This is a genomic window from Veillonella sp. VA141, from assembly GCF_003992175.1.
In the GTDB taxonomy this organism is placed as follows: Bacteria; Bacillota; Negativicutes; order Veillonellales; family Veillonellaceae; genus F0422.
On the sequence record NZ_RQVM01000007.1, the window covers coordinates 50,171 to 74,771 of the forward strand.

Sequence of the window (24,601 nt, forward strand, 5' to 3'; positions counted from 1 at the left end):
CACTTTCATACTTAGTATACAGGTATTAGTTAGTCAAACTACGTACCGGCGCCGGAATACGACCACCACGACGAATGAACTCTTCCGAACTAAATGGATGCACTTTTATAATCGGTGCATATCCCAAGAGTCCACCAAACTCTACAATATCCCCTACCGTCTTATTTGGTACAGGAATGAGTCGTACAGCGGTCGTTTTATTATTAATCATACCGATAGCTGCCTCGTCTGCAATGATAGCTGAGATAGTGGCTGCCGACGTATCCCCAGGGACAGCAATCATATCTAGTCCCACAGAGCAAACACAAGTCATAGCTTCTAATTTATCTAAGGACAAACTGCCTAATGTAACCGCATCAATCATACCTTTATCTTCGCTGACAGGAATGAAAGCACCACTTAATCCACCTACGTGAGAAGATGCCATAAGGCCACCTTTTTTCACAGCATCGTTCAACAAGGCCAAAGCTGCCGTAGTACCATGGGTACCGCACGCTTCTAACCCCATTTCTTCTAGCACATGTGCTACAGAGTCCCCTACGGCAGGTGTGGGTGCTAAAGAAATATCGATAATACCAAATTGTTTATTCAATCTACGTGATGCCTCTTGTGCTACTAATTGTCCCACACGAGTAATTTTGAAAGCTGTCCGTTTAATCGTTTCCGCTACTACATCAAATGGTTCACCTTTTACAGATTCCAAAGCATGTTTCACCACTCCAGGACCACTGACACCCACGCTAATTGTTGTCTGACCTTCAGTGACACCGTGGAAAGCGCCTGCCATGAAAGGGTTATCTTCTACAGGATTGCAGAAAATCACCAATTTCGCGCAACCCAACGCATCTCTATCTGCTGTGAGGCGAGCTGTTTCTTTCACAATATGTCCCATTTCCGCCACTGCATCCATATTAATACCAGACTTTGTAGAACCGATACCTACAGAACTACACACGATATCCGTGGTAGCTAACGCTTCAGGAATGGAAGCTATGAGCTTGCGATCTCCCTCTGTATACCCTTTCGACACCAAAGCAGAGAAACCACCGATGAAATTTACACCTACTGCTTTTGCTGCTTGATCTAAGGCACGAGCGATGGACACATAGTTGGGTAAGTTGGAGGCACCACCAATTAAAGAAATTGGTGTCACAGAAATACGTTTATTAATGATAGGTACTCCTAGTTCACGCTCTAAATCTTCCCCTGTTTTCACTAAATATTCTGCTTCCTTCGTAATATGGTCATAAATACGAGTGCACATACGCTCCCCATCTTCCGAGATACATCCTAATAGGCTAATCCCCATCGTGATGGTCCGCACATCTAACTTATTATCTTGAATCATCCGATTCGTTTCTAAAATATTTTCAATACTTAACATAGGTACCCTCGCTTATCCCACTCGATGCATGCTTAAAAAGATGGCTGCATTTTGCGCTAAAATTTGAACCCCTAATCGTTCTCCTTCTGCGGCTAACGCTTTTTGGATACCACTTAAATCAGCGGAGTCACTGACCTCACACATCATGATCATATTAAAGATACCATCCAAAATAGTTTGGTTAATGGATACTACATTTACTTCATTGTCCGCTAATACACGAGTCACTCCCGCAATAATACCTACTCTGTCTTGCCCTACCACTGTCACAACTAATTTCATAGTTTCATCTCCTATCAAATACGTATCCAATTGTAGTTTCATTATAAATTATAGTCATTCAAATTTCAACGAATATATAAAGTTCTTGACTTTCACTATAAACTATGAAATAATAGTACGATTTGTGAAACAAGGAGGTTCCTATGGCAGATGATCGTTTAATTGTAGCCTTAGATGTGTCCTCACTAGAGGAGATGAAATCCATCGTAACATCCTTAGGCGATTCCGTCAGCTATTATAAAGTTGGTATGGAATTATTTTATGCAGCAGGTGAACAAACTGTAGCATTTTTACGGGACCACAATAAATCCGTATTTCTTGACTTGAAGTTACATGATATTCCAAATACGGTAGCCCATGGTATTAAATCATTAACTCGTTTGGGGGCCAAGTTAATCACCATCCACAGTCAAGGTGGCAAAGTGATGATGGAAGCGGCTATGAACGCTGCCAAAGAACAAGCTGCTGAACTAGGCATTGAGCGTCCTAAACTATTGGCGATTACAGCGCTAACTAGCTTTGATGATGAAAACTGGTCCGCTATTGGTGGGTCTTTACCAATTTCAGACCATGTAGTAAAACTAGCTAAACTAGCTAAAGAGGCTGGTGTAGATGGTGTTGTGGCTTCCCCATTAGAAGCGAAACTAATTCGTGAAGCCTGCGGAGAAGATTTCTTAATCGTCACACCAGGTATCCGTCCATCGTTTGCCGCTACTAACGACCAAAAACGTATTGCTACCCCTAGTAGCGCTTTACAAGATGGGGCCTCTCGCATTGTGGTAGGACGACCAATTACACAAGCAGAAAGTCCACAAGAAGCAGTTCGTTTAATTGTTGAGGAAATGGAGACAGTTTAAAAATGATGACAGAAGAGAATGTAAAACAATTATTGATCGACACACAAGCTATTTTAGAAGGACATTTCTTGCTAACATCTGGCCTTCACAGCCCTATGTATGTAGAAAAATTTAACGTCTTATCTCATCCAAAATATACAGAACAATTATGCCAAGAGTTAGCTCGTCGTTTTGAAGATCAAAATGTAGAGCTTGTGATCGGACCTATGACTGGTGGCATCTTATTGGCTCACGAAGTAGGTAAAGCCTTAGGCACTCGTGCTATCTTTACAGAACGAGAAAAAGGTAAAATGACATTGCGTCGTGGTTTCCGCATTGAAAAAGGACAACGTGTTCTTATCGTAGAAGACATCGTAACCACAGGCGGATCCGTTCGTGAAGTAGTAGATGTTGTAAACGAAGCTGGCGGTGAAATCGTTGGCGTAGGCCTTCTTGTAAACCGCAGCGGTGGTAAAGCAGACTTTGGTGTGCCAAAAGAAAAAGTACAAGCCTTGTTGAACTTAACAGTACCAACATTTGAAGCTGATGCATGCCCACTTTGCCAAAATGGCACACCGATGACAGAACGTGGTAGTAAACATATTAAATAAAACTCTTATATATACCTAAATAGGTCCCCGTCTATTGTAAAATAGACGGAGGACCTTTCTTCTTTAGTAAAACCTATACAAAGCACAAAAAAGGAACTATGCAAAGATCATTCGATCTTGTATAGTTCCTTTTCTCATATACCGTTACAATCTATGTTTCCATCTGACTATCTAGTTATGATAACAACATCTAGCTCTCTAGTAAGTATTACATCATCTAAGATGAGCAGATAGGGCAGATATATTAACCGTTATATCCTTTAATTTTTAATGCTTCTACTAAACGACGCAATGCCACCATGTACGCAGCCAGCCTTGGGTATACTTTAAATTCTTCTTGCATAGCCCATACTTCTTCAAAGCTTTTCTTCATATTCTTCGCTAATTTTTCGTTTACTTCTTCCTCAGACCAGTAGAAGCCAGCTTTATTTTGTACCCATTCATAATAGGATACCACCACGCCACCACCATTCGCTAATACATCTGGCAATACAGGAATACCTTTTTCAAAGAAGTATAAGTCTGCATCTTTCGTTAATGGTCCGTTAGCACCTTCCAAGATTAATTTCGCTTTTACATCTTTCATATTGGCTTCGTTCACTTGGTTTTCTAAGGCCGCTAAGTATAGCACGTCTACGTCCAATAACAATAAATCTGGATTAGGGATTCGTGTCATACCTGGCTCTTCGTAGCCTTCTAAAGAACGGCCATGAGAATTTGCATATTCGTAAGCTTTTTCTACATCGATGCCGTTTGCATTGTACAGAGATCCATGTACATCACCGATGGCAACGATTTTAGCACCTTCACGATGCATCAATAAAGCACCAACAGATCCTACATTACCAAAACCTTGTACAGCAATCGTCAAATCTTTAATAGATTTACCTTGTTTTTCCAAGTAGGAAAGTAATGTAAACATACAGCCACGACCTGTTGCTTCATTACGACCTAAAGAACCACCGATGGCTAATGGTTTACCTGTTACGATCCCTGGTGTCCATTGACCAGTTAACGCACTGTACTCATCGACAATCCAAGACATGATTTGCGGATTTGTGTTCACATCAGGAGCTGGCACATCTCGTTCTACTCCAATGATAGGAGCAATTTTACGAACGAAACCACGTGTTAAACGTTCCAACTCTCTTGCACTTAGTTTTTTCGGATCTACCTTGATGCCGCCTTTGCCACCACCATATGGTAAATGAGCAATGGCATTTTTGATGGTCATCCACGCACCTAAAGCGCGCACTTCATTTTCATCTGCATCTGGATGAAAGCGAAGACCACCTTTAGATGCGCCAAGAACGGAGCTATGTTGGCAGCGGTAGCCAGTAAATACTTCCACATGTCCATCATCCATTTGTACTGGAATAGCCACGTTCATTTCACGTTCAGGGTGACGCAACACTTCATAGTCATTGCGTGGAATGCCCAATGTGTCCGCTGCTAAGTCTAATGTTTGCAGCATATTTTCATAAGGGTTGTAATTTGCCATAATACCACCTCGTTTTACATATAAATAGAATGTGTATATCCTAATAGTAACACAACTCATTCCTTATGACTATAAATTTTCAAAAAATCCTACTTATTTTATAGGTAAGTTAAAACTTTAAAAACACTATTGTAAAAAAGAAGCTGATTCTATCATGAGTCAGATAGAATCAGCTGTTCTTTTGCATTGAAAAATTGTCGACAACTCAAGTATCCTGCTATAGCAATGGCAATGGATATGGTTGAAAAGGACATGAAAATGACGATAATCTGGTATTTAATGGCCTCCATAGGACTCATGCCTGCTAAGATTAAGCCTGTCATCATCCCCGGTAAGGACACAATACCCAAGGTTTTCGCACTATCAATGGTAGGTTGCAAACTAAAGATAAGAGCTGCTCGCAAGATGGCTTTACAAGCTTGCATAGGCCTAGCCCCTAAAGCTAACTTAATCTGAATCTCTTGTTGACGACTCTTAAAGCTAGTTGTAATTTGGCGGAAACATAGTCCTACTGCCACCATAGCGCCCGACATGACCATACCACCTACGGGAATCATCTGATAGGGAGTAAAAGATAAGACATTTGCACTCAACAATACCACTAAAGTAATGATGGCACCAATGCCAATACTAATACCTGCAATCCACGATGCACGCCGGATTCCTACGCCACGTTTACCCCCATTGATAGCGGCACTAATCAGCATCACCAGTAATACACCCCCCGTAAAGAGCGGATGGTCGGCACCAAAGATGAAATGGAGTACATAGCCTACCACCACTAGTTGCACTACTGCTCGCAAGGCACTATGTAAGATTTCTACCTCTAATCGCATTTTTTGCTGATAGGATACGATGACAGCCATGGCGATGAGTACTGTTGCCATCAACAAGGACTCATTCGATAAAGCATTAAAGCTCCCCATGTAGCACCTCACAATCTGCAATATGACCATCTTTCACGGTGATACGACGTTGCCCCATACGAACACTTTGGTCTAGATTATGGGTCACCTGTAACAAGGTTAAGCCTTCTTTATGCAACTGCATAAGACCTTGTTCTACCCACTCCGTATTTTCTGTGTCCAAGGCAGACGTCACCTCATCTAATAACAACACGTCAGGGGCAAACAGCAAACTACGAATCAAGCAAATTCGTTGCATTTCACCACCTGATAACTCTGTATTAGACTTCTCTAACAACTGTAGATCCATATGAAACAAATCGAATAGGTCTTTGATTCTTATTTCGTCAACAGCACGACCTCGCATGGTGAAAGGAAATACTAAATTACCCCGCACCGTTTGTCCAAACAGGTAAGGTTGTTGGAAACAATACGCCACTCGTTGGCGATACTCCGTCGGTGCATAGCTTTCTACAGGTCTACCATGAAAGAAAATCGTGCCTCCCGTAGGAGATATCAAGGAGCTAGCCAATTTTAATATCGTACTCTTACCGCTCCCAGAAGGACCTACGATGGTAATACTTTCACCAGCGTCGACAGAAAAAGAAATATCCTTTAAAATCTGACGACCATGCATCTCTAAAGAGATATGTTCAAAATGTAATACTGACATACTATACGCTCGCCACACACATTATAAATCGATAACTAGTTCTACTGGGCAATGGTCAGATCCAAAAATATCTGCATGGATTTTCGCCTCTTGGATTTTATCAGCAATGCTGTTGGATACTAAAAAGTAGTCAATTCTCCATCCTACGTTCCGTTCACGAGCTTTGCCCATGTAAGACCACCAGCTATAGGCATCTACCGCATCAGGGTATAAATAGCGGAATGTATCTGTAAATCCAGCCGCTAGTAGTTCTGTCATTTTTTCACGTTCTTCATCACTGAAACCAGCATTTTTACGGTTAGTTTTCGGGTTTTTCAAGTCGATTTCTTGGTGCGCTACGTTAAGGTCACCACACAGAATTACCGGCTTTTTCGCATCTAATGCTAATAAATACTCACGGAATGCCACTTCCCATTCCATGCGGTACTCCAAGCGAGCCAATTCACGTTGGCTATTCGGTGTATAGCACGTAACTAAGTAGAACTTTTCATATTCCGCCGTGATGACGCGGCCTTCTTGGTCATGTTCTTCAATACCAATGCCATTCACTACGGAAATTGGCTTTTCTTTTGTGAAAATAGCCGTACCGCTATACCCTTTTTTTACCGCACTATTCCAATATTGTTCATGATTTGGCAAGACCATTTCAATTTGTTCTGGTTGTAATTTTGTTTCTTGTAAGCAGAACATATCTGCATCTAATGCATCGAATGCATCCATAAATCCTTTGGTCATGGCTGCACGCAAGCCATTCACATTCCAAGATATTAATTTCATCGTTAGTACCTCATAGTATTTAGTAATAAAAATATATATTGATTATATCATAAACTCTTATTATGTATTATTTAGTTTTTTATAGGTATTTATTATTTAAAATCAATAGATTTTATCCGTATAATCCATATTATTTGCCAAAAAAAATTTAACCCATAAATTTAGGTCAAAAATTGGTCATTTTTTTATGATGAATTGATCTATCTATTATATTACAAAAAGCTCTCTGACCGCAAAATTCCGTTAATTTACTACCTTATTCCTACTTTCTATTTTCGATTTTACTTTTCTGATAAATTAAGATTATAATAAGGAGTAGTTATTTTCGGAGGTTTTTATGTCATTTCTATCAAAAAATTGGGCAGGACTGTTAGCCTGTCTGATCATTTCTATCATCTCTTGGGTTTTAGGAGACTTTCTGCCTGTTGTGGGAGCACCTGTTTTCGCCATTTTTATCGGAATGATTCTCCATCCCTTTCTCACTTCCTATAAACAACTGGATGTCGGCTTGACTTATAGCTCAAAAAAATTGCTTCAGTACGCTGTTATCTTACTGGGATTTGGACTCAATATCTCTCAAGTTTTCGAGGTTGGAAAATCTTCCCTTCCTGTCATCCTCTCAACTATTTCAATTGCTCTGATTATAGCTTTCTTTTTCCAACGATTTTTTAACCTTGATAGAAAGCTAGCTATCCTAGTTGGTGTAGGCTCTTCTATCTGTGGCGGTTCTGCCATTGCAGCGACTGCTCCTGTTATTCATGCCAAGGAAAAAGAAGTGGCCCAATCCATTTCTGTTATCTTTTTCTTCAATGTCTTGGCAGCTCTTATCTTTCCAACTCTAGGTTCTTGGCTCCATCTTTCCAACGAAGGTTTTGCTCTCTTTGCGGGTACTGCAGTCAACGATACGTCCTCTGTAACAGCCGCAGCTAGCGCTTGGGATAGTCTTTACCAAAGCAATACTCTCGAGTCTGCCACTATTGTCAAACTGACCCGTACTCTAGCTATTATCCCTATTACTCTCTTCCTCTCCTATTGGCAAAGCCGTCAACAAGGAAACAACCAAGGAGTAAAGCTTAAAAAAATCTTCCCCGTTTTCATTCTCTACTTTATCCTAGCTTCTCTGCTAACTACTCTTCTCACATCTTTCGGTGTCAGCAATAGCTTCTTTTCACCTCTCAAACAACTCTCCAAATTCCTCATCATCATGGCTATGAGTGCTATTGGTCTCAAAACCAACCTCATTGCTATGATCAAATCCAGTGGAAAATCCATTTTTCTTGGAGCCCTTTGCTGGATTGCTATCATCCTGACTAGTCTTGGCATGCAATTACTCATCGGTATTTTCTAAGAAAAAAGGGAGCCTAAAGGCTACCTCAGAACGTAGACAGACGTCATTTTTGGCGTTTGTCTTTTTGTATGTTCAAAGATATTTTGTCTTATCATCTACTATTCCATCCAAAAATCTGATTTAAAGCAAAATAAAAAGGGATATTCCCTATCCATTTCACTTATTTTTCTATATGTTGTGGTAGAGACAATTTTGGTACAACATACAACTTTCCGAAAAATTGTACTTTTTCGGAAAAATGTACTCCTTTAGGAAAGTATCTAAAAAGTGCCCAAAGTCCTTGGCGCTGTAGGCGTTTCAAGTGATAGATACATCACAAAAGTATCTGAAAAAGCTCCAGGATCATCATCTCAGCACCTAAAATGCGCTATTTTTGCATGAAAAAACGAAAATTCGGGGTCTGCATACAAAAAAATCGGAGGTGTTAGCCTCCAATTTGTTCTATTTATTTTTTATTGTTTTTTATTGTAAAGTAGACCCAACCGAATGAACATAGGTTGTAAAAAGCAAATGAAAAAACTGCGAGGATAATAGCTTCTGTGCCAAAATAGCCCATTTCTAGACCTCTTTTCAACAACAACAAGCCTATAGTTTCGACAACGATCAAAAATAAAAATATATAAAAAATTTTTGCCTTAAGCATATTGTTACCTCCTTAAACATATGGAAAAACGGCAATCAGCATTCACTAAATTACCGTTTTGTTTGAATTCGCTTACATTTTATCATATATTTTCGATATTTACTTTCCCAATATTTTAGGTGACAGTGGCAAATCTTTGTTGGAAAATGAAGCAAAATTTCTTACTTTTTCTATCTGTTAAATTAATAGATTTCTTTAAAGAAATACTATAAAATTTTGGTATAATGTTAAGGCTAGGCTGAGCGATACATAATGGATAACTTTCAATAGAATAACCGGTAAGAATTAAAACACAGAAGATTAGACAGAAGGCTCTACCACCACCCATGCGGAAACAAGATTATATGAAATAAAAGGAGTAACCAATGACAGGAAACTATTCAGCACGTGAATACCGTGATAAATTATATGATGATCTTCATGTTCGATTAAGCGATACAGTAATTTTGATGTGCGCGATTTTTATTGCCTCTATAGGTTTAAATATGAATTCAACAGCTGTTATTATTGGAGCCATGCTGATTTCCCCTCTTATGACACCGATTGTTGGACTGGGATTCGGCTTAGCTATTTTTGATACCCGTTTGATCAAACAATCTTTAAATGTTTTATTGACTCAAGTAGTGGTCAGTTTGCTTGTCTCAGCTCTGTATTTCTGGATTTCTCCCATATCTTATGCAAGTAGCGAGTTGATTGCTCGAACCTCTCCAACTATTTGGGATGTTCTCATTGCTATTGCAGGTGGGATAGCAGGTGTAATTGGTTCAAGAAAAAAAGAAGCGAACAATATCGTGCCAGGAGTAGCCATTGCAACAGCTCTGATGCCACCTATCTGTACTGCAGGCTATGGTTTAGCTAATGGAAATGTACAATTTATATATGGCGCTCTCTATCTTTTCTTAATTAACTGTGTCTTTATCATGCTAACCAATATTGTTGGAACAAGAATTTTGATGAGAAAATCGCCCTTACGCTCATTTAAAGAACTAAATATTAAAATGAGAATTGGGTTGATATCCTTGATTGTATTATTAATTCTTCCTGCCACCTATTCAGCAGTCACGCTAACGATAGATCAGGCACGAAAAGAAGGAATCAAGCAGTTTGTAGGAAAAGAGTTCACCAATCATACGGTCATTAGTCAAGTCTACAAGTCAAGCAAAAATGAATTGGTCTTGACGATTGTTGGCAATCCGCTTTCAGAAGAACAATTAGAAACGTTCCGCCAAAAACAAGCCTCTTACGGTATTCAATCTGTTCATTTAAAAGTCAATCAAGTGAATCAAATTCATAATTCGACAAAATTGGATAGTGAAACGACCAAAGAATTTTATGAAAATATTAATAAGTATATCGATCAAAAACTCTCTGAAAAAAATTCACAAAAAGATCTTCTAAAAGAAAATGAAGAAGATAAGGATTAATGATATTGAACTTATCTCAAAAAAAAGCAACGGATTTGCCGTTGCTTTTTTTCATAGTTGCGATAGTCTTGCTAAACCAGAATCGCCCCATATACCATTTACAGATGCCACTTTTATACGAATAAGAGAATACAATATGAATATTGCTACAAACCTATTTATTGTAAATGAATTTTTTCTTTCCATTGTTGGATTTGTGCCACTTCTTCTGCCACGATTGTTTGTCCAATCTGCATTTGACGTGCTACGCACTCTGGCGCTGTACCGCTGTAGTTACTACGACCTGCTACGCAAGCTTCGATGGTAATGGCATCCAAGATATCTGCTTCAAAGTGGTGTGAAATAGCTTTGAAATCTTCCACTGACAAATCTAACAACACACAACCTTTTTCAATGCAATGTTGTACCGCTGCCCCTACAATGGCATGAGCTTCACGGAACGGTACCCCTTTTTTCGCCAAGTAGTCCGCCATATCCGTAGCATTGGAGAAATCATCGTCCAACACTGCTTTTGTATGGTCTCCATTAACTTTCATATGGCGTAACATGTCAGCTGTAATAGAGATAGCAAAATGCAAGGTATCGATCGTGTCGAAGACTCCTTCTTTATCTTCTTGCATATCCTTGTTGTACGTCATTGGCAGGCCTTTCATGGTTGTAAGAAGTCCCATCAAATGACCGTAGATACGACCTGTTTTACCACGTACGAGTTCACATACGTCTGGATTTTTCTTTTGTGGCATAATGCTGGAACCAGTGCAATGGGCATCGTCTAATTCGATGAACCCAAACTCTGTGCTAGACCATAGGATTAATTCTTCGCTTAACCGACTTAAATGCATCATCACTTTTGCCCCAAAGCTGAGGAACTCTAATACATAGTCACGGTCGCTGACAGCATCCATACTATTTTCATAGATGGCATCGAAATGCAACAATTCCTTCGTCATATTTTGATCGATAGGATAGGTCGTACCTGCCAAAGCCCCTGCCCCTAATGGCATCACATTAGCATGTTTAAAGATTAACAGTAAATTATCAAAGTCACGACTGATCATGGAGAAGTACGCCATCATGTGGTGACTAAATAACACCGGTTGCGCCCGTTGTAAATGGGTATATCCAGGGATAATCACCTCTTTATACTTCTCTGCCACTTCTAAGAAAGCTTGTTGCAAATTCACAAGTTCCTCACCCATGTGTACCACAGCTTTACGAATATACATATGCAAATCCACTGCTACTTGGTCATTACGGCTACGCCCTGTATGCAGGCGTCCTCCCGCTTCACCGATGGCATCGGTTAAGCGTTTTTCTATATTCATATGGATGTCTTCTAATGCCACAGAAAATTCGAAATCTCCTGCATCAATTTGTTGTTCAATAGCTTGTAAGCCTGCTACGATGGCATTTTTATCTTCCTGAGAAATGATCTGTTGCTCTGCTAGCATTGTAGCATGGGCAATACTGCCTGCCACATCTTCTTTATACATGCGGGAATCAAAGGAAATAGAGGACGTGAAGTCCTCTACTGCCTTATCCGTCCCTTTGGTAAACCGTCCGCCCCAAAGTTTCGCCATTATTTTAAACCTGCTTTCTCTTTCATTAATGCATTGATTGTTAAAGGCAATCCGAATAAGTTGATGAACCCTTCTGCATCAGCTTGGTTATATACATCATCTTCTTCAAATGTTACAAATTCTTGGTTATACAAGGAATATGGAGACGTAGATCCTGCGCTGATAATATTGCCTTTGTACAATTTCAATGTAACTTGACCGGTTACTGTTTGTTGTGTGCTATCCACGAAAGCTTGTAAAGCGCTCATCAATGGGGCAAACCACATGCCATCATACACAAGTTCTCCATATTTGTTCGCCACCAATTCTTTATAATGGTATGTGGCTCTGTCTAGGCAAAGATATTCTAATTCTCTGTGCGCATACATGATGATAGCTCCACCAGGATTTTCATAGACACCACGAGATTTCATGCCTACTAACCGATTTTCTACAATATCCACGATGCCGATACCATTAGCTGCGCCGATTTCATTTAAAGTTTGTAAGATGGTAAGTGGAGACATGGCTTGACCATTCACTGCCACTGGAACACCTTCTTTGAAGTCGATGGTCACCATAGTTGGTACATCTGGAGCTTCTTCTGGAGATTTGCTAACTAAATATACATCATTTTTAGGTGCATTCTTAGGATCTTCTAAATCGCCACCTTCATGGGATAAATGCCATACGTTTTGGTCCATGGAGTATGGGTGTTTTTTAGTAGCCACTACTGGAATATCGTGTTTCGCTGCATATTCCATGCAATCTTCCCGAGATTTCAATTCCCATTCACGCCATGGTGCAATGATTTTTGTATTCGGTGAAAGTGCTTTGATAGTCAATTCAAAACGAACTTGGTCGTTCCCTTTACCTGTCGCACCATGAGCGATGGCATCAGCACCTTCTTGTGCAGCAATTTCTACTAATTTTTTAGCAATCAATGGTCTTGCAAAAGAAGTACCTAATAGGTATTTGCCTTCGTATACAGCACCTGCTTTGACCACTGGCCAAATGTAGTCAGATACAAATTCTTCTTGCGCATCAATAATGTATGCTTTTGTAGCACCAGATTTGATAGCTTTTTTCTCTACTGCGTCATAATCTTCTGGTTGGCCTAAGTTTACGCATACTGCAATGACTTCTGCGCCATAGTTTTCTTTTAACCAAGGAATAATAACAGATGTGTCTAAACCGCCGGAGTAGGCTAATACTACTTTGTTAATGTTGCTCATAATAAACCTCTTTCTTTGTGTAAATGACTGCTATGCAGTACCTGTTTCTATCTTATGAACGTATTATACAACTACTTGCATAATAATGCAAGTATTTTTTATAAAAATTCTTTTATATACATTTTTAATCTATATATTGATATTCCATAGCCATTCCCTATAACCTATCATTTCATAATTGCTAAGGGCTAAATCATAATGTCTATTGTTTTTTAATAAAAATACTATAACTCTAACAATCTCAACGTTATCACTACTCTGTTACATTACAAATATCTTATGTGTATATAACAAGGACAATCCACTTTATTATAAGATTCTATAAGTCCTATTGTTGATACACCCTAGATGTGATATGATGAACCCATGAAAACACTTTTTAAACTCATTCTTGTGCTTGCCATTGCTGCTGGTGGTTTATATTGGTTCGCTGGGTATACCCCAGAGGATGCTAAAACGACTACGCAACATGTAGCGCATACGATAAAAGAACAAACCATTGAACAAGGGGAAGATCAACTTTCCAGAATCGACCGCATCAAACGTCTCTTTCATTTTAAAGAAGCTGTAGAGGAGGCCATGGATAAACGGGTGCCACTAGAGCATCGCGTTCGCAGCGAAGACATTAGCCCTATAGTAAAACAAGCTTTAGTGGCTACGGAAGATAAACGTTTTTATGAGCATGGAGCGGTAGATTTTTTTAGCATTGGTCGCGCCTTATATACGAATACCATAGCTGGGCAAACCGTAGAAGGTGGCAGTACCATTACCCAACAATTAGTAAAAAATTTATTCTTATCCTCCAAGCGTATCATGTCTCGTAAGGTGGAAGAAGTATTTCTTGCCTATTTGATGGAGCATTATTACAGCAAAGATGAAATCATCACTATGTATCTTAACACCATTTATTATGGTACCGATTACTATGGTATTAAAGCAGCCTCTGAAGGATACTTTAAGACAGAACCAAAGGACCTTAACTTAAGTCAAGCTGCTGTGCTCGCAGGCATTCCACAAGCGCCGTCCTACTTTAACCCAGTAAGCAACATAGATGCTACAAAACAACGACAACGGACAGTATTAACCTTAATGGCACAACAAGGGATTATCTCCTATGCAGATATCGATAAAGCCTATTATAAGAGACTTGACGCTCCGAAGAAACAAGAGAATCACTAAATAAAAATAGAGGAAAGTTGAACAAAACCTATCAACTTTCCTCTATTTCATTTCCTAGTTATTTTTTACAATCTCTAGCTGTACATATACTTTCTATATTTGATACCACTAGGCATGACTACTTAACAGTTGCAGCGTGGTCTTATGATTTTTAACTTATTTCCCTAAGTTTCCTACTGGCACATAAATGCTACCACTAGACATAGGGGCAATAGTCCCTTGGTCATAAATCAATACAATCTCATGATTTTCACGGGCAAAGAAACTATTTGGCTTGCCTACTGTGGCATCTGCATAGATAGCTTTTTTACCATCTTTCGGTAATTGTTGTATTCCTGCTGTAATCTTCTCTTGTGGAAGCCCACCAAAGTCATTTAAGGACAGCGTACGGCCTGTGGTGGTATTAAAAGTAAATCCCTTTTCCACGTTTACCCCATGAGACGCATTGTCTTCTATTGTATAGGATGTGATAGTGACAGAAAAAATACCATTCCCATCTGCTTTAACATCATAACTCATATACAGATTTTGTTTTTCTCCATCTACTGCTTTTTCATTCATCTTTTGGACTTGCTTACGAAGCTTTTCTACATACTCTGTAATCGTCTTATTTATTGCTTTCGTCACGTAAGGACTTACAGATTGCACTCGTGGGTATGTCAAATCCATATGATTTTCTTTCACTGTCTCTGGTTTGACTGTTACTTGCAAACGATCTGTAAACGCTTTTGCCGCTGGTGCTATGATTTGTTTTTTATCTTGTCTAGCTTTCATCGTTTCCTCACGGATGATGCGATTGGTTTCTGGCGATGCTGTTGTAGAGATACGTTCACCTACAGCAATCGGTGTTTCTTTCACCACCATAACATCTGCTGCCTGTAACGCCATCGGTAAACAAGCGGCCATGAATAGAGCGCCAAATATCTTTCTTTTCATAGTCTGTCTCCTTATGATATAGGAATAATTATTTCTTTATATATACACTAACTAGATGAACCTTATATGAATATTTTAACTATATTCTCTCAAAAAGACGTATGTATACAATATTTACTATATTTTTTATTGAAAGTCTATGAGAATACTGATACAATGGATGAGATAGTAGTGTATTTTAAGGAGGTATAACTATGAAGCATGATTTTATGAGTCATGATATTAGCTTACCGGAATTAACAGTCAGAGGTATGTTACTAGGTGCGATTATTACATTAATCTTTACTGCATCTAACGTATACTTAGGGCTAAAAGTAGGTTTGACGTTCTCATCCTCCATTCCGGCTGCCGTAATATCTATGGCAATCTTACGCTTCTTCAAGGATTCCAATGTTCTTGAAAACAACATGGTACAAACGCAAGCATCTGCTGCTGGTACCTTATCTGCAGTCATTTTCGTATTGCCAGGTCTATTGATGATTGGTTATTGGCAAAACTTTGACTTATTGCAAACATTGTTATTATCCGCCTGCGGTGGCTGTCTTGGGGTATTATTTACCATTCCATTACGCCGCGCTATGGTTATGAACAGCGACTTACCATATCCAGAAGGTCGTGCCGCTGCTGAAATCTTGAAAGTAGGCTCCAGTGTTCCTGGTGAAACAGTAAAACAATCTGGTGGTATGAAAGAAATCGTATCTGGTGGCGCATTGGCTGGTATCATCAGTTTTGTTACACAAGGTTTACGTGTCTTAGGCGAATCTAAATCATTCTGGTTCCCTGTAGGTGCTGGTGCTACACAAATTCCTTTCGGTTTCTCCTCTGCTTTATTAGGCGCAGGCTTCCTAATTGGTATTGCTAGTGGTATCGCTATCTTAATCGGTATGATTATTGCTTGGGGTGGTTTCGTACCATACTTAACAAATCATCTACCAAACCCAGATAATTTGGAAGCTATCAAATTCTCTAGCACAGTTTGGAAAACAAAAGTCCGCTTTATCGGTGCTGGTACTATCGGTGTGGCAGCGATTTGGACATTGCTAACATTGATCAAACCAATTATTGAAGGTATTAAATTATCTATTAAGTCCATGACGGCAAGCGCTGAATATCGTGACACACACCGTATGGATACAGATATGAAACCATCTACTATTGGCGTTGTATTTGCATTAATTATTATTGGCTTAATCATTTGCTTCTACTCTTTCGTGTCTGCTCTTCCAATGTCTGCAGGTCTTGCTTGGACATTAGTAATTGCAGGTATCGTAGTGGCATTGTTAATCGGCTTCTTCGTAGCTGCTGCTTGTGGTTACATGGCTGGTTTGATTGGTACTTCTGCAAGTCCAATCTCTGGTATCGGTATCATCGGTATCATCGTATCTTCTCTAGTAGTATTTGCCATCGGTTCTGCCAATGACTTATTATCTACTCCAGAAGGCGTAAAATTCTCCACTGCCTTGGCGATCTTCATGACATCCGTGGTTATCTCCATTGCAGCCATTTCCAACGATAACTTACAAGACTTGAAAACTGGTCAATTAGTGGGTGCTACACCTTGGAAACAACAGGTAGCTCTATTAATTGGTTCCTTAGCTGGTGCCGTAGCGATTGCTCCAGTACTTGACTTGTTATACCATGCATATGGTTTTACAGGCGCTATGCCTCGTGAAGGAATGGATCCTGCTCAAGCATTATCTGCTCCACAAGCTACTTTGATGCGTCAAATCGCAGAAGGTATCTTCAATGCTAATATGGATTGGACATACATTTTCTACGGCATCGTAGTAGGTATCGTAGCTATCGTTGTAAACTTAATTTTAAAATCTACAACAAAATCCTTAACATTACCACCACTTGCAATTGGTATGGGTATCTACTTACCTCCAACTTTGGAAATGCCTCTTGTAATGGGTGCCATCATCGGTTACTTCGTAAATCGTTATATTACAAAACGTGCGAAAGAACGTGCTGGTGCTTATGCAGATGCTGACGTAGAACAATCTAACCGCCGTGGCGTATTGTTCGCTTCTGGCTTGATCGTTGGTGAAAGTATCATCGGCGTTATCATCGCTGGTATCATCGCCTTCTCCGTAAGTACAGGTGGTAGCGAAGCTCCACTTCAATTGGCTTTCACTGAAGCAAAATCCTATGGTGATACAGCTGAATGGCTAGGCTTTGCAGCATACATCTTCGTTGCACTTTGCTTAATTCGCATCGTTATTGCTTCTAAATTCAACAAAGCAGAAGCAGAAGCAATCGAAAACATGAATAAATAAAACACTACACATATCACAAAAGAGGCTGTAACCATTTGGTTTCAGCCTTTTTATTCCGCTAAAGAAATACACAAATAACAAAGGACTGAAGTAAATTCTAATGCATCATTTTACTTCAGTCCTTGTTTATCTATATCATGCTAGCCTATACAATGCTACCATTATGCATTTTTTCTACCATATTTATAAATCCACACCAGTCCATAGATACATCCGATGACTGTGGCAATCATACCACCAATGGATACATCCCACAGGAAGGCTAATGCCACTCCAATGGTTGCCGCTATAGTAGATATACACGCACTGATCAAAATCATTGCTTTCACAGAACGAGCTAGCATAAATGCTGTCGCTGGTGGCCCAATCATACAACCCGTTACCAAGATAGCTCCTACTGTTTGGAAGGATGCCACTGTAGTTAAAGAGGTTAACGTCATCAGTCCATAGGACACTGCCATAGGCATCGCTTGATATATCTTAGCACACACAGGATCAAAGGTGGTAAGGATTAATTCTTTCTTAAACAGCGCAATACATACCGCATTGATAAGGCATACCAGAATGGCAATCCATAACAACATAGGTCCTAAGTCATAGGCATCTACGGTGAAGCGTTGAAATGTGGCAAAGGCTAAATCGCCTAAAATCGCCGTATCTACATCGAGATGTATGTGTTTACCAAATAAGGTAACTAACACAATGGCTAAGGCAAATAAGAAGGGAAACACAATACCGATAGCTGCATCTGGTCTAATATAACGACGCCGTTGCATCCACTCTACGGCATACACCGTCCCTACCCCCATAGCGGTAGCACCAATGATAAGCCAAGGCGAGTTCAAATCTTTTGTCACCAAAAAGGCTAATACAATGCCTAAAAAAACAGTATGCGTAATGGCATCCACCATCATAGATAAACGACGCAACACCAAGAATGTACCTATAAGGCTACAGCTGATACCTGTCACTGTGGCGATACCCCAAATTTCTAAGATATGACTCATCCAAAACACCTCCTCATGAGGCGTTTACCATTAGCCAATACTAAACTTAATAAAATCATACCAGTCATGACAATGATGATAATAGGGCCCGTAGGAAGATTGCCCCATAAGGCGCTCACAAAAGTTCCCATAAAGGCGACTACACTACCACTAATGGCAGCAATAATTACCAAGGTCCGCAAGGAATGAGTCCACTGGCGACCAATCATGGCTGGACCAATCAGCAAGGAGCTAATTAAAATAACACCTACCGTCCGTATGCCTATCACAATAGTCACTACGAGCGCCGCTCGATAAAAAAATCGTACCTTTGACACAGGGATACCCATCAACTGCGCCTCAATAGGGTCAAATACGGTAAGACTCAATTCTTTCCAAAGTACAATAACCCCACCTACAATGCAGGTTCCACAAATGGCCATCACCCAAATGTCACTTTGCATCATGGTTACAGCTTGTCCAAAGATAAACGTATTCAGACCTGCCTGTCCAGCATTTTCCATAGACTGTACTCGCGTTAATAACACTGTACCAAATCCAAAGAAGGTTGCTAAAATCGTAGCTAAGGCTGCATCAAAACGAACTCCTTTTTGGGATGTTTTATACATAATCCATTCTGACAAACAGGCCGTGCAAATCGCACCTAGTAATAGCACTGTGGTGTCTTTCACACCTGTTAGAAGAAATCCTGCCACTACCCCAGGTAGTGTGGAATGGGCTACGCCATCACCTAGTAAGCTTTCTTGACGCAATACTGCAAAGGTTCCTATGACGCCACATACCAAGCCTAACATCACCGTCCCCAGTGCTACGATTTGAAATGTATATTGTTGTAATAATTCCATGGTGCCTCCTAGTATGAATATGTCTCATCTAGGATAGGGGATCCCACTATATCTCGAACCGGCCCCATGCCCACCAATCTACGATTCACGCAGAGAACTTGATCAAAATAAGCTTCCAAAGTTTGCAAATTATGATGTACGATTAGCAATGTTTTTCCTGCTGCTTGCATGTCTTTCATAATCTTTACGAGTACCGCCTCTGTCGTCTTATCGATACCCTTGAAAGGCTCATCTAGTATATACACATCTTGATTTTCCACCAAGGCACGAGCTAGAAATACACGCTGTTGCTGTCCTCCTGACAATTGTGAGATAGACCGCTGTGCATAGTCTAACATGCCTACCGTTTGCAAGGCTTTTGTCGCCTCATCTCGTTCACGTTTCCCTGGGCGTGTAAACCAACCTAGTCTACGGTAGGTGCCCATCAATACCACCTCAAACACCGTAATGGGATAATCCCAATCTACTGCTGAGGTTTGTGGTACGTAGGCAATATGGTTATAAATACTATTCGTTTTCACGCCTCCATAAGCAGAAACTGTTTTAGCATCTAATGTTAACTCAATCGTTCCTTCTACTAATGGCACAAGTCCTAACATGGCTTTCACCAAGGTTGATTTGCCGGCACCATTAGGACCAACTATGGCCGTCATCGTTCCTTGTTCAATCTGAAAGGATACATCTTTCAGCACCACCGTATCATCATAGGCTACTGAAAGATGATTCACTTCCAAAATACACTTGCTGTCACTCATCATTTAAGAGCGCCTACAATGGTATCGATGTTGGCTTTGACCATGCCAATGTAAGTGCCGCCTTCTGTGTTAGGAGAACCTAAGGAGTCGGAGTATAATTCACCGCCGATAGCTACGTCCCAACCTTTAGCTTTACATGCTTCTTGTACAGCTTCGATTGTTTTATGAGGAACAGAAGATTCTACGAAGATAGCTTTGATTTTGTGGTCTACAATAAATTGTACTAAGTCGTTCATATCTTTTGTGCCCGCTTCTGTAGCTGTGCTCACACCTTGCAAGCCTTTTACTTCAAAGCCATAAGCACGAGCAAAGTAATGGAATGCATCATGAGCAGTGACTAATACACGAGATTGTTCAGGAATTTCTTTCGTTCTATCCTTAATATATTGATCGGCTGCATCTAATTCTTTCATGTATGCTTCGTAATTAGCCACATAGTCTTTTTCATGTTTTGGATCTTTTGCTACTAATGTGTCTTTTACTACTTTGGCTGCTAATTTCCAGTTTTGTACATCGAACCAAATATGAGGGTCTTTTGCATCTGGACCTTCTTCTTCAAAAGCTAACAATGTGGATGGATCCATATCTTTAGACACTTCCACTACTGTTTTGTTGGATTTTTTTAATTCTTGGAATACTTGGCCCATTTTACCTTCTAAATGGATACCATTCAAGAAGATTATATCGCCTTTTTGTAAAGTAGATACATCACCTGCACTAGCTTGGTATAAATGTGGGTCTACCCCAGCCCCCATCAATCCTTGTACTGTTACATGGTCACCACCAATTTTTTGTACTAAATCTGTAATCATTGTTGTAGTAGTTACCACTTGTAATGGCTTACTATCTTGTACCGTATCCGCTTGCTTTCCACAGCCTGCAATAGCCATAATACAAACGGCAAACACAATGAACAACCGCCATAATTTAAATTCTTTCATGGTCTTTCCTCCCTTACTAAACATGTGGGATGTCCCGTACTATCCCTAAATTAAAAATTCCATGAGTCTTACTTAGCTATACTATATCACAACTGATACTATTTCTCAATATAAATTTTTAATTATATCTTTCAAAGATCGAAAGAATTAGCTATTACCTTTATTATCATTTATATTTATGATAATGGGTATTGTTTATTTGGATGTAAATATATTATTTTCAACTTTTTTATTGCACCTAAATTCCTATCATATAGATGACAAGCTTCTATAGGTGTGATATACTATGGATATAAACGTTGATTAAGTCCATCGGGACAACGAACCCCCACAGTTCCAGCTGTGGGGGTTCTGCTTTTTATAGAGAGCGACCTCTATATGAGGCTAGTTACCTTTAAATCTCTTGTCTAGCCATTTGCAAAGATAATAACTAATTACCCCTGCCACAACAGAGACTGTTACGTTGATTAACAAATCCATCGGTGCACCCCCTTCCTGTCACCAGTATTGGGGAGGTAACATCTATAGTATAACAAAATTTTACGTATTGCAAAATATTAACTAATCAATTTTACAACATAAATAAGATATCCAGATCTTTATAAAACAGTAAACACGGTCACTTCTCTAGCACAGTTCAACCGCACAGGGAACCAATGTCCCGACCCTCGGCTTACATAGGCAAATAATCCTTGTTCTTCGTAGAGTCCTTTCCAATACGGCTTATACACCGGCACTAGGTTCACGCCCCATAGATTAATCTGTCCTCCATGGGTATGTCCAGATAAGGTTAATGGGATATGTCTACGGAATGCTTCAGGGATATAGTTCGGATGGTGCGCCAACAAGATAGGATATGCATTGTCGGGCATACCTTTCATGGCTTTGTCCAACAAGCGCACATTTTCCTCTTGCACATCGTCTTTAAAGTGGTAATCCATGCCCACTAAATACACAGGGCGAGGTCCACCTAATATCTGTTGATGACTGTTACGATACATGTGCATCTTCGTTTGGTGGAACCGCTTCCACACACGCTCTACATCGACGCGGTATTCGTGATTCCCTAAAATATAATCAATGCCATCAGGAAAATCTTGTACACGGCTATCTAGATAATCTGCCACTTCATCAAGATACCCCAAATCATCGATTAAATCTCCAGTGATAACCAGTCGATTCGGGTGTTCACTAGCAATGGCATCTACCATTTCTTTCAGTTTGTCCATGCCGATGAAAGGGCCTATATGAACATCGCTAAGTTGCCCAATTTTATATCCTTTCAACACCTCTGGTCTATCTTTCAAAGCCAACTGTATCTTGCGTAGTTGCAGTTCACCATTCCCTTGAAAGGCCGCTACTGATCCTGTGACACCTACTACAGCAGGTACCACCACAGCAGTACGTTTAAAGAAATTCCTCCGTGATTCGTCGATATGGCTATCTCCGCTGTCAGAGCGAGCCCCTAAACGCATAAGTCCGTAGAATACACCGAAGATCGTCAATACTGCAAAGGTGCTGAACAGTGCTACGACTAATCCATTCAGTCCGATTAGGACCGGGCGTACTAGATCCATCATCATACCACCATGGATGCTGTACATAAGGCGTTGTAGGACAATCGTTCCTACTGCAAGGGCTAACCCCAGTACACCACCATAGATTAGGCCCTTTCGTTTCGAACTATTTCTAAATAAGGTTACCCAGTATCCTGTCATAGTTCCAAAAAGAGCCATTCCAAGTACTAAGATTCCCATCAATATATATATTCTCATCTATATCACTCCTCGGTATAGATTAACAAAGATCAATGAACTTGCCATGAGGCCCTGCCCAAGGTAAGACGTGAAAGGCCTCTTTACGACAGAGAATCCAATCCTCCTTCAGAGGAATAATCTGACCTTCTGCTACAGCTTGTTGCACCGCTTCATCACCTTCTAGCATAATTGTATTCGACGAATCTATTGCCACCTCTGTAGCTTCTCCTCGGTAGCCTTTCATCGTCCATTTGCGATGGCTAAAAATATGGGTTACTTCCTTTGCCATAGGTCGTTCCATAGTGACGGTAACCCCAATGGATTGTAACCCCTCAATTAATTCTACTTTGCGACTCTCTGCTGTGCCACCTTCTACGCTGGGAAACTCCCACATATTCTGCAGCAATCCTTCTTTGGGTCTTCGATGCAATAGGTAGTACCCATCTACTGTAGAAATAATCCCTACGTATAATTGGACAGATTGTACCTTTGTTTTCTTAATCCGTATAGGTAACTGTTGCTCTGTTCCTACTGCTTTTGCTGCACAATCCTGTACTAACGGACAGGCCTCACAACGAGGTGTTTTAGGAATGCAAATAGATGCCCCAAAGTCCATAAGGGCTTCGTTGAAGTCGCCTGGTCGATCGTAGGGCATAGTATCCTCTACCAAGGAAGTAATCACTTTTTTCCCTACGACCCCTAAAATATCTTCATGGATATTGTATAGGCGAGCATAGACACGAAGTACATTCCCATCGACAGCAGGTTCACGAAGGTTATACGCAATGGAGAGCACTGCCCCAGCTGTATAGGAGCCTACGCCTTTTAAAGATTCCATTTCCTTCCGCGATCTCGGTACTTGTCCCCCATAGGTTTCTACCACTTCTTTCACACCTTGATGCAAATTACGAGCCCTAGAATAATACCCCAAACCTTGCCATGCCCGAACCACCGTATCTTCTTCGGCACTAGCTAAACTTTCAAGCGTTGGAAATTGTATTACCCAGTTTTCAAAATAAGGACGCATGGCCTCAATTCGAGTTTGTTGAGACATCACTTCCGACACCCAAATCCGATAGGGGTCTTTACTTTCACGCCAAGGCAAATCACGCTTATGCACATCATACCAATCTAATAAATGTCTCGTCCATGCCACTTGGCTTTGCTGTTCTACTTGTTTCACTTCATGCCCTCATATATCCAAGCCGTCATACGGTCTACATCGTCGCTTTCTAGCACCTTTTCTACAGTTATAAATTGCATGGATTCTATCGTACTATTATCTTCTTTGAAAGTAATGATACCTTTCAACTTCTCGCCACGCCAAACCCGTGGAATCCACTCTTCATCACCAGCCCACATATGGTCAAAGGGAGTGTTCTCCAACGTAAACCAATGAGGCTCCATCTCTTCTGATTCCAAAGGAATGCCTTGAAATTGTTCTACCATATATACATAACTAATATGGCTCAACTCCGGTGAGTAAGGAAACTGAAAGTCCAATAGCGCCACTGCCTGTAGGTCCTCTTCTTTCACCAGTAAGGATACTTCTTCGAAGACTTCTCGCACGGCGCAAGCACGGAAACTTTCACCATCCTCAATTTTACCACCAAATCCATTATAATAGCCGGCTCCAAAGCCGCGTTTTTTACGTCCTAATAAAAATAAATTCTCCCGTTTTGGAAAACATAATGTTGTAGGTCTCATAGTTCCTCCTATTCTTT

At 40.3% G+C, this 24,601-nt stretch carries 23 protein-coding genes; 6 read left to right on the forward strand and 17 right to left on the reverse strand.

Going from position 1 to position 24,601, the window contains the following annotated elements; genetic code table 11:
* Positions 1-25 precede the first annotated feature (25 nt).
* The gene (locus EO112_RS07800) at positions 26-1,384 is read right to left on the reverse strand and encodes a PFL family protein (RefSeq protein ID WP_127163795.1); all 1,359 of its coding nucleotides are present in this window, start codon (positions 1,382-1,384) and stop codon (positions 26-28) included.
* A 12-nt stretch (positions 1,385-1,396) separates the two neighbouring features.
* Positions 1,397-1,666, reverse strand: a complete 270-nt coding sequence (locus EO112_RS07805; protein ID WP_009353203.1) for an ACT domain-containing protein — start codon at positions 1,664-1,666, stop codon at positions 1,397-1,399.
* Positions 1,667-1,809: 143 nt separating this feature from the next.
* Between EO112_RS07805 and pyrF the strand changes: the two genes are divergently transcribed.
* Both pyrF and pyrE read left to right on the forward strand, forming a co-directional pair.
* Positions 1,810-2,523, forward strand: coding sequence for an orotidine-5'-phosphate decarboxylase (pyrF, locus tag EO112_RS07810; protein ID WP_127163798.1), 714 nt, complete (start codon positions 1,810-1,812; stop codon positions 2,521-2,523).
* 2 nt (positions 2,524-2,525) lie between these two features.
* The gene (gene pyrE / locus EO112_RS07815; protein ID WP_126939506.1) at positions 2,526-3,113 is read left to right on the forward strand and encodes an orotate phosphoribosyltransferase; all 588 of its coding nucleotides are present in this window, start codon (positions 2,526-2,528) and stop codon (positions 3,111-3,113) included.
* A 244-nt stretch (positions 3,114-3,357) separates the two neighbouring features.
* Here pyrE and EO112_RS07820 read toward each other — a convergent pair whose 3' ends face one another.
* From EO112_RS07820 to EO112_RS07835, 4 genes are all read right to left on the reverse strand, one after another.
* Positions 3,358-4,614, reverse strand: coding sequence for a Glu/Leu/Phe/Val dehydrogenase (locus tag EO112_RS07820; RefSeq protein ID WP_127011020.1), 1,257 nt, complete (start codon positions 4,612-4,614; stop codon positions 3,358-3,360).
* 152 nt (positions 4,615-4,766) lie between these two features.
* A complete protein-coding gene (gene fetB, locus EO112_RS07825; RefSeq protein ID WP_127163800.1) occupies positions 4,767-5,540 on the reverse strand; it encodes an iron export ABC transporter permease subunit FetB in 774 nt (257 codons plus the stop codon).
* Entirely contained in the window at positions 5,527-6,192 is a 666-nt protein-coding gene (locus EO112_RS07830; RefSeq protein ID WP_127163802.1) for an ATP-binding cassette domain-containing protein, read from the reverse strand. Before EO112_RS07830 ends, fetB begins: the two co-directional genes overlap by 14 nt.
* A gap of 21 nt (positions 6,193-6,213) precedes the next feature.
* Positions 6,214-6,969, reverse strand: coding sequence for an exodeoxyribonuclease III (locus tag EO112_RS07835; protein ID WP_126937749.1), 756 nt, complete (start codon positions 6,967-6,969; stop codon positions 6,214-6,216).
* Between the two features lie 337 nt (positions 6,970-7,306).
* Between EO112_RS07835 and EO112_RS07840 the strand changes: the two genes are divergently transcribed.
* Positions 7,307-8,317 carry a YeiH family protein gene (locus EO112_RS07840; protein ID WP_126940806.1) on the forward strand — a complete coding sequence of 337 codons (1,011 nt, stop codon included), beginning with the start codon at positions 7,307-7,309 and terminating at the stop codon, positions 8,315-8,317.
* A 445-nt stretch (positions 8,318-8,762) separates the two neighbouring features.
* On the opposite strand, the gene EO112_RS07845 is transcribed toward EO112_RS07840, so the two are convergent.
* Positions 8,763-8,960 (reverse strand): hypothetical protein, encoded by a 198-nt coding sequence (locus EO112_RS07845; protein WP_062403614.1) that lies wholly within the window; start codon positions 8,958-8,960, stop codon positions 8,763-8,765.
* Between the two features lie 365 nt (positions 8,961-9,325).
* Between EO112_RS07845 and EO112_RS07850 the strand changes: the two genes are divergently transcribed.
* Positions 9,326-10,384 carry a TIGR00341 family protein gene (locus EO112_RS07850; protein WP_127163804.1) on the forward strand — a complete coding sequence of 353 codons (1,059 nt, stop codon included), beginning with the start codon at positions 9,326-9,328 and terminating at the stop codon, positions 10,382-10,384.
* Positions 10,385-10,542: 158 nt separating this feature from the next.
* Here EO112_RS07850 and argH read toward each other — a convergent pair whose 3' ends face one another.
* Positions 10,543-11,964, reverse strand: a complete 1,422-nt coding sequence (gene argH / locus EO112_RS07855) for an argininosuccinate lyase (RefSeq protein WP_127163806.1) — start codon at positions 11,962-11,964, stop codon at positions 10,543-10,545.
* Positions 11,964-13,178: an argininosuccinate synthase gene (locus tag EO112_RS07860; protein WP_009353173.1), complete on the reverse strand. Its 1,215-nt coding sequence runs from the start codon at positions 13,176-13,178 to the stop codon at positions 11,964-11,966. Before EO112_RS07860 ends, argH begins: the two co-directional genes overlap by 1 nt.
* Before the next feature lie 366 nt (positions 13,179-13,544).
* Here EO112_RS07860 and EO112_RS07865 point away from each other — a divergent pair, with 366 nt between their 5' ends.
* Positions 13,545-14,357, forward strand: coding sequence for a transglycosylase domain-containing protein (locus EO112_RS07865; protein ID WP_009353221.1), 813 nt, complete (start codon positions 13,545-13,547; stop codon positions 14,355-14,357).
* Between the two features lie 156 nt (positions 14,358-14,513).
* Here the strand turns inward: EO112_RS07865 and EO112_RS07870 are convergent, their stop codons facing one another.
* Positions 14,514-15,293, reverse strand: coding sequence for a PdaC/SigV domain-containing protein (locus EO112_RS07870; RefSeq protein WP_127163808.1), 780 nt, complete (start codon positions 15,291-15,293; stop codon positions 14,514-14,516).
* Between the two features lie 194 nt (positions 15,294-15,487).
* Here EO112_RS07870 and EO112_RS07875 point away from each other — a divergent pair, with 194 nt between their 5' ends.
* On the forward strand, positions 15,488-17,572 hold the full coding sequence (locus EO112_RS07875) for an OPT family oligopeptide transporter (protein ID WP_062403600.1): 2,085 nt from the start codon (positions 15,488-15,490) through the stop codon (positions 17,570-17,572).
* Positions 17,573-17,733: 161 nt separating this feature from the next.
* Here EO112_RS07875 and EO112_RS07880 read toward each other — a convergent pair whose 3' ends face one another.
* The 7 genes from EO112_RS07880 to EO112_RS07910 form a co-directional block, all read right to left on the reverse strand.
* Positions 17,734-18,579, reverse strand: coding sequence for a metal ABC transporter permease (locus EO112_RS07880; protein ID WP_127163810.1), 846 nt, complete (start codon positions 18,577-18,579; stop codon positions 17,734-17,736).
* A complete protein-coding gene (locus tag EO112_RS07885) occupies positions 18,576-19,424 on the reverse strand; it encodes a metal ABC transporter permease (RefSeq protein WP_062403593.1) in 849 nt (282 codons plus the stop codon). The genes EO112_RS07880 and EO112_RS07885 overlap by 4 nt, the downstream gene beginning before the upstream one ends.
* An 8-nt stretch (positions 19,425-19,432) precedes the next feature.
* A complete protein-coding gene (locus tag EO112_RS07890; RefSeq protein WP_370106796.1) occupies positions 19,433-20,152 on the reverse strand; it encodes a metal ABC transporter ATP-binding protein in 720 nt (239 codons plus the stop codon).
* Between the two features lie 26 nt (positions 20,153-20,178).
* Positions 20,179-21,120: a metal ABC transporter solute-binding protein, Zn/Mn family gene (locus EO112_RS07895; RefSeq protein ID WP_062403587.1), complete on the reverse strand. Its 942-nt coding sequence runs from the start codon at positions 21,118-21,120 to the stop codon at positions 20,179-20,181.
* A gap of 599 nt (positions 21,121-21,719) precedes the next feature.
* The gene (locus EO112_RS07900) at positions 21,720-22,895 is read right to left on the reverse strand and encodes a metallophosphoesterase (protein WP_072270779.1); all 1,176 of its coding nucleotides are present in this window, start codon (positions 22,893-22,895) and stop codon (positions 21,720-21,722) included.
* Positions 22,896-22,917: 22 nt separating this feature from the next.
* Positions 22,918-24,060 (reverse strand): A/G-specific adenine glycosylase, encoded by a 1,143-nt coding sequence (gene mutY / locus EO112_RS07905; RefSeq protein WP_062403581.1) that lies wholly within the window; start codon positions 24,058-24,060, stop codon positions 22,918-22,920.
* Complete coding sequence (locus tag EO112_RS07910; protein ID WP_062403579.1) at positions 24,057-24,584, reverse strand: 8-oxo-dGTP diphosphatase; 528 nt, start codon at positions 24,582-24,584, stop codon at positions 24,057-24,059. Before EO112_RS07910 ends, mutY begins: the two co-directional genes overlap by 4 nt.
* Positions 24,585-24,601 lie beyond the last annotated feature (17 nt).

Coding starts and splice junctions, on each gene's coding strand:
- EO112_RS07800 (WP_127163795.1), bottom strand. CDS start 1,384: ATGTTAAGTATTGAAAATATTTTAGAAACGAATCGGATGATTCAAGAT.
- EO112_RS07805 (WP_009353203.1), bottom strand. CDS start 1,666: ATGAAATTAGTTGTGACAGTGGTAGGGCAAGACAGAGTAGGTATTATT.
- pyrF (WP_127163798.1), top strand. CDS start 1,810: ATGGCAGATGATCGTTTAATTGTAGCCTTAGATGTGTCCTCACTAGAG.
- pyrE (WP_126939506.1), top strand. CDS start 2,526: ATGATGACAGAAGAGAATGTAAAACAATTATTGATCGACACACAAGCT.
- EO112_RS07820 (WP_127011020.1), bottom strand. CDS start 4,614: ATGGCAAATTACAACCCTTATGAAAATATGCTGCAAACATTAGACTTA.
- fetB (WP_127163800.1), bottom strand. CDS start 5,540: ATGGGGAGCTTTAATGCTTTATCGAATGAGTCCTTGTTGATGGCAACA.
- EO112_RS07830 (WP_127163802.1), bottom strand. CDS start 6,192: ATGTCAGTATTACATTTTGAACATATCTCTTTAGAGATGCATGGTCGT.
- EO112_RS07835 (WP_126937749.1), bottom strand. CDS start 6,969: ATGAAATTAATATCTTGGAATGTGAATGGCTTGCGTGCAGCCATGACC.
- EO112_RS07840 (WP_126940806.1), top strand. CDS start 7,307: ATGTCATTTCTATCAAAAAATTGGGCAGGACTGTTAGCCTGTCTGATC.
- EO112_RS07845 (WP_062403614.1), bottom strand. CDS start 8,960: ATGCTTAAGGCAAAAATTTTTTATATATTTTTATTTTTGATCGTTGTC.
- EO112_RS07850 (WP_127163804.1), top strand. CDS start 9,326: ATGACAGGAAACTATTCAGCACGTGAATACCGTGATAAATTATATGAT.
- argH (WP_127163806.1), bottom strand. CDS start 11,964: ATGGCGAAACTTTGGGGCGGACGGTTTACCAAAGGGACGGATAAGGCA.
- EO112_RS07860 (WP_009353173.1), bottom strand. CDS start 13,178: ATGAGCAACATTAACAAAGTAGTATTAGCCTACTCCGGCGGTTTAGAC.
- EO112_RS07865 (WP_009353221.1), top strand. CDS start 13,545: ATGAAAACACTTTTTAAACTCATTCTTGTGCTTGCCATTGCTGCTGGT.
- EO112_RS07870 (WP_127163808.1), bottom strand. CDS start 15,293: ATGAAAAGAAAGATATTTGGCGCTCTATTCATGGCCGCTTGTTTACCG.
- EO112_RS07875 (WP_062403600.1), top strand. CDS start 15,488: ATGAAGCATGATTTTATGAGTCATGATATTAGCTTACCGGAATTAACA.
- EO112_RS07880 (WP_127163810.1), bottom strand. CDS start 18,579: ATGAGTCATATCTTAGAAATTTGGGGTATCGCCACAGTGACAGGTATC.
- EO112_RS07885 (WP_062403593.1), bottom strand. CDS start 19,424: ATGGAATTATTACAACAATATACATTTCAAATCGTAGCACTGGGGACG.
- EO112_RS07895 (WP_062403587.1), bottom strand. CDS start 21,120: ATGAAAGAATTTAAATTATGGCGGTTGTTCATTGTGTTTGCCGTTTGT.
- EO112_RS07900 (WP_072270779.1), bottom strand. CDS start 22,895: ATGAGAATATATATATTGATGGGAATCTTAGTACTTGGAATGGCTCTT.
- EO112_RS07910 (WP_062403579.1), bottom strand. CDS start 24,584: ATGAGACCTACAACATTATGTTTTCCAAAACGGGAGAATTTATTTTTA.